The following is a 5,067-nucleotide window of genomic DNA, read 5'->3' as shown; positions in this document are numbered from 1 at the left end:
CACCCGCCGCCTATGCCAAGCAGTTAAAGTGACCCCGGACTCCAAACCGTCCCGCTACTCAAAGCGGGGGGACGTCGACCGCATGCCAAGCCCGTCGTGGGGCCATTCTCCATTTTACATAATATACATTATGCGCAATTAGCTATGCGTCCCAGGTGAGGCCAACTGCGCCATCACGAGATCACGGCGGGATGATCGAATGGCAGCTGTCGGGCTCCCGCGGCCGCGACGTTATCGACTGCGTCCTGCATCTCCGAATCGTCGACGTCCACCTGTTGAGCGTACTCTCGAGTGCCCTGGCTATGCAGTCTGGATGCCCACCACGCGCACATAAGTCGGTACACATTTCCTGCAATGCTGCCCGAGGTGTACACCTTTGGGAGCTCTGCACACATCTAGTGCCAACTTTCATCGCACGGGGCCCTAAAGCCCTCCGAAGCAATTTGGATCGCACCTTCGCAGTTCGGTGCCAATTTTCATCGCATGAAGCGCCGTGGCGCTACGTCACCAATGCAAATTTGGATCTTGCTCGGCTCGTCGGCGGGCCCACTGGATCACCGACTCTGGATCCTCAGGAAACACGTCAGCTGCAGCCCGCGGCTCTCCATGTGCTCCCATCAGTGCATACGACGAGCCATGGAGACAAAGCGCTCGACACCAACCGCTTGGATCCGCGTCCGCAGAACAATCGGGGGACTCTGCAAGAGCAACCAGCAGCTCTTTGATTCTTGGGCGTAGCGTTCCATCTGCGTAAAACTGAAAACTCGGATGGCGATAGGTCTGATCCTCAGCCGACCACACTCCGAGAAGCTCCCCAGAATCACGTTTGGCCTTTGCCCAAACAGCGGGATCGATGACACTGTTGTCGTTCGCCAGGCCAACTTCGGTGGATGTTGGCCAGCCAAGTGCTAGCAATTCGTCACGAATTGCTGCCGCTGCTTTTTCTGGGTTGAGATGGTTCATGACGATGATCCTCTCTGCGACGCTCGCTAAAACCCACGAGCCCTAGCTCGGCAGCGAACTGTCCGGTATCGCGGTCTCAAGCTTTTTACGCGCGATTTTCCTGGCGTTGTTCCGCCAAGATGTCATCAAGTGTCCGTATATGCCCATGCTTGACCGCCTTCAGATCGTAGCCGGCCCCTTCCAGTAGTCGCACCAGGATGGACACGCTCATGTCGCCCTTGGCCAGAGTTTCCATGCGAGCTACGGTCGTTCGCGCCACACCTGCTCGATTCGCCAGCTCTTCTTGGGAAAGCCCGGCTTCCAGGCGCACTCGTCTGAGAAATTCAGCCACGTCGGCAAGGCACGTCATTTGTAGCCCTCGGGCATCAGAATTCGCCATTGAATGACCAAACTGTAGCCCAAGGGCTACGGATGGTCGTACTCAGCATGCCGTGTAACTCTTAAATGCTCGGTCGGCCATGCTGTTGGGTCGCCCGCCAATCTTCGGGAGTGATGTCCCCTGCGGCACGATACAGCGGTCGTTGGTGGCCTCCGAACAAGAACCGCATGCGTGAAGCCTCTCGGCCGACGAACAGCCAAAGGAACTGCTTGTCGAATTGAAAACGGGATCGAAATGGATATGTGGGGCCGTCGTGGGCGTCGTCGCCGAACACGTCGAAACCCAAGATGATCAGTAGCGTCGGAACGGACTCGCTGTCAGCTGATTCGTCTACCGACGTCACGAGTCGTGCCGTGACGGCATCCAGCCGCGCAGCGGGCGCCGGTCGCACATCGATGACCTCAGCCGGAATCCCCCGCGCGGCCGCCGCGGCCGCCACCGCATCCACGATGGCCTGTTCCGCCTCGTCGGATGGACACACGATGCGCGCGGGTGGTCTGAAGGACGGTGCCAGACGATGGATAAACGCACTCGCGACCTGCTCCGCGATCGCCTGAAGCGATTCTGGCGCGGGACCGGTTCGTTCGGAGTCCTCGCGCGCACTCACATCCTTCGCCCTAACCATACGTCGCCCTAGGGTACTGCTGAGGGCCCTTACTTCGTCTTCTTGGGCTGAGCGCCCCGGGGTGCCCCGGAGGACCGCGGGGCTCGCTTTGTTTTGCGGATGGCACTGGCCTTCGCGAGCGACGTTTCCAGTGCCGCGACCTGCCCTAAGAGGCGTGCAACCTCTTTCTCAGCTTGTTGCGACTGCTTCTGCGACGCGTCGCATCGAGCCTCCAACGCAAGCAGTGCCTCGCGATGGCTTTGCTCAGCGGTTTCGTGTCGGTGCTGCCACTGCTTGGCTTCTTGCCGGGCACGATCGACTTCCTGGTGGGCGCGATCCTCGAGGTTACGGACGTACGCCTCTTGGCGGGCCCGCTCCGCCGCGGCGGCTTGCTGCTGCTCGGCCTGCTGGGCGCGCAGCCCTTGAAGCTCGGCACTCAGCTGATCGCACTGCGCCTGCAGGCGATCCCGCTGCTGGGCAAGATCGGTCCGAAGGGCGTGGCTGTCCTGCAGCTGCGCATCCAGGGTGGCACAGGCGTGTTCGGCCAGATCCTTGGCCGCCAGGGCCCGAGCCCGATCGATCGCCGCGGCCTCCAGGCGGGCAGCCCATGTCTGGCGTTCGGCCGCAAGGGTGCTCCGGGCCGTCTCCAGCGCCGCCTGCTCCTCGGCAAAGCGCCCGGCGATCGCCTGGCTCGCGTGCTCGGTGGCCAGTTGCCACAGGCCTACCATCGCCTGCCCCACGGGGAGCGGCAGCTCCGGCAGGGCGCTGAGCTGGCGCAACCGTTCGCCCAGCTGATTGCGCCACGCCTCGAGCATGCGCGTCACCGTGTTCGGCGAGCCGGTACCCAGCGCGGCGCGCACTTTGTCCACGGTCGGATTCTCGCCGGCGCCCAGGATGGCGTCGGCGGCGGCATTGACCTGGTCCTGGGTGATGCCTCGTGGCATGAAACGGTCTCCTCGATCGGCGCCCTGCCCTCTGGGTTTTCTACTCGCGATAAGTGATGATTATCGCCAGTAGACGCCCTATTTCGTAGTGTACATTACGTTTTATGAAACATACACGCGACTTACCCACCCTCGCAGCACCCGCCGCCGGCCTGGTGCTGCCGGAACAGCTGGCCCAGCAGGCCGCCGACGCCGTGCGCGAACTGCTGGCCGAAGCGGCTGCCGCGAACACCACGCGCAGCTACGCCGCCGCCTTGCGCTACTGGGCCGGCTGGCACCAGGCGCGCTTCGGCGTCGAGCTCACCTTGCCGGCGAGCGAGGCCGTGGTGATCCAGTTCCTGGTCGACCACATCCAGCGCAAGAACAAGACCGGCCTGGTCAGCGAGCTGCCGCCGGCGATCGATCAGGCGCTGGTCGCCGCTGGCCTCAAGGCCAGGCTCGGACCGCTCAAGCTCCCCACCGTGGTCCAGCGTGTGGCCGTGCTGTCGACGGCGCATAAGCTCAAGCGACTGACGAACCCGTGCGAGCTGGCCAGCGTGCGCACACTGCTGAGCCGCGCCCGGCGCGCGGCGGTCAAACGCGGGGAGCGCCCGACCAAGAAGACCGCCATCACGCGCCCCGAGCTCGAGGCGATGCTTGCCACCTGCGACGACTCCCTGGAAGGCCTGCGTGATCGCGCCCTGCTCTGCTTCGGCTTCGCCAGCGGCGGGCGCCGGCGCAGTGAGATCGCGGCGGCCGACCTGCGGGACCTGCGCAAGGTCGGCGAGGACGGTTACATCTATCGGCTGGAGTATTCGAAGACCCAGCAGGCCGGGGTGAAGGCCGATTCGACGCCGGACAAGCCGATCTTGGGGCGCAGCGCCGAAGCGCTGACGGCCTGGCTGGAAGCCTCGGGCATTCGCGAGGGGGCAATTTTTCGGCGGATCTGGAAGGACCGCGTTGGCCCTGCCCTGCTCCCGGGTTCGGTGGCGGCTATCGTCAAGCGCCGAGCCGCTCAGGCGGGATTGAAGGGTGACTTTGGGGCGCACAGCTTGCGGTCGGGTTTTGTCACCGAGGCGGGCAAACAAGGCGTGCCACTGCCCGCTGTGATGGCCATGACCGAGCATCGCTCCGTTGCAAGCGTCATCGGGTACTTCCAATCTGGGCAGGCCGAAGACAATCCGGCCGCAAAGCTGCTTAAGTAAGCCCGCGCGGCGCACAATGCCGCGAACCTAGACAGTCACCACGGAGTGCGCTCGGCTAGGTCGTGCCCCCGGACTTCCCTCTGCCGTCGCGATGGCGCAGTGAACAAAGGAATGAACATGAGTTTTGACGTGGCGGCAATCTATGACAAGCACCTCAACCTGCTCATCGGATCGGGGGCGTCTGTTGGGCTACTGCCCACCTTGGCCCTCAATGTGACACGGGGTGACGGCCGTCCGCACACAATCGAAACGCTGGCCACGCAGTACGAGAAAGCGAATGACAGGCCTCGTCTCACCGCCTTGTTTATGCATTATTACGAAACGTGCATCCTTGCCGCGCAAACGATGCAGTTTGATGTCATTCGTCAAGATGTCGATCGAGCCCCCGTCCTCGCCAACTACAAGCAACTGGTCCGGACACTCCTGGTGATGCTCCAGCGGCGGCGCGGTATCGACAAGCGTTGCAATGTCTTCACGACTAACTATGACGGCTGTCTGCCGCATGCCGCCAACCAGGTGATGCTGGATGGAGGGCACGATTTCGTAATCAATGACGGTGGGCGCGGATTTTTCCATCGAGTGGTTGAGGCGCGCAACTACAACACGTTCTTCATGCGCACGGGAATTTTTGAACGCCACCAGCAGGCCGTGCCCCAGGTGAACCTAATCAATCTGCACGGATCGGTGTACTGGTCGAGAAGCGAAGAGCGAGTCCTCGTTTCCTATGAGGAGGGGCCGGCAAGAACCATGGTCCTCGATGAAAATGCGCGGGAGACCGTAATGCCATTCTGGAGGGCGCTTAGCAATGGCGGCAGGGACGAAGACCTGCCTGCGGTCGGGCTGTCCGACGCACAACTCACCGCTTTTTGGGATGCTTATGGAAAGCTCCCGATCGTCAATCCGACCAAATGGAAGTTGGCTAATTGTGCCCATCCCCCGATAGTATAAAATAAGCGATAAAATAGTATATATAACAATGATCTATCTTCGTCG

The 5,067-nt window shown here is 62.0% G+C and carries 6 protein-coding genes; 2 read left to right on the top strand and 4 right to left on the bottom strand.

Annotation, left to right across the window (positions count from 1 at the left end; translation table 11 throughout):
• Window positions 1-504: 504 nt before the first annotated feature.
• The 4 genes from C693_RS23735 to C693_RS0111900 form a co-directional block, all read right to left on the bottom strand.
• On the bottom strand, window positions 505-963 hold the full coding sequence (locus tag C693_RS23735) for a hypothetical protein (RefSeq protein WP_157798616.1): 459 nt from the start codon (window positions 961-963) through the stop codon (window positions 505-507).
• 85 nt (window positions 964-1,048) lie between these two features.
• Window positions 1,049-1,312 carry a helix-turn-helix transcriptional regulator gene (locus C693_RS0111910; protein ID WP_026107375.1) on the bottom strand — a complete coding sequence of 88 codons (264 nt, stop codon included), beginning with the start codon at window positions 1,310-1,312 and terminating at the stop codon, window positions 1,049-1,051.
• 91 nt (window positions 1,313-1,403) lie between these two features.
• Window positions 1,404-1,949, bottom strand: coding sequence for a hypothetical protein (locus tag C693_RS0111905; protein WP_157798615.1), 546 nt, complete (start codon window positions 1,947-1,949; stop codon window positions 1,404-1,406).
• Between the two features lie 47 nt (window positions 1,950-1,996).
• Window positions 1,997-2,890 (bottom strand): DNA-binding protein, encoded by an 894-nt coding sequence (locus tag C693_RS0111900; RefSeq protein WP_017462503.1) that lies wholly within the window; start codon window positions 2,888-2,890, stop codon window positions 1,997-1,999.
• 104 nt (window positions 2,891-2,994) lie between these two features.
• On the opposite strand from C693_RS0111900, the gene C693_RS0111895 reads away from it, so the two are divergent.
• Window positions 2,995-4,074: a site-specific integrase gene (locus C693_RS0111895; RefSeq protein WP_052329390.1), complete on the top strand. Its 1,080-nt coding sequence runs from the start codon at window positions 2,995-2,997 to the stop codon at window positions 4,072-4,074.
• A 117-nt stretch (window positions 4,075-4,191) separates the two neighbouring features.
• Window positions 4,192-5,022 (top strand): hypothetical protein, encoded by an 831-nt coding sequence (locus tag C693_RS21685; protein ID WP_017462501.1) that lies wholly within the window; start codon window positions 4,192-4,194, stop codon window positions 5,020-5,022.
• The last annotated feature ends 45 nt before the right edge of the window (window positions 5,023-5,067 follow it).

The sequence above is a fragment of the Dyella ginsengisoli LA-4 genome (genome assembly GCF_000334915.1).
In the GTDB taxonomy this organism is placed as follows: domain Bacteria; phylum Pseudomonadota; class Gammaproteobacteria; order Xanthomonadales; family Rhodanobacteraceae; genus Dyella_A; species Dyella_A ginsengisoli_A.
The sequence above is the reverse complement of the archived record's forward strand: the minus strand, read 5'-3'. Positions and strand labels throughout refer to the sequence as shown.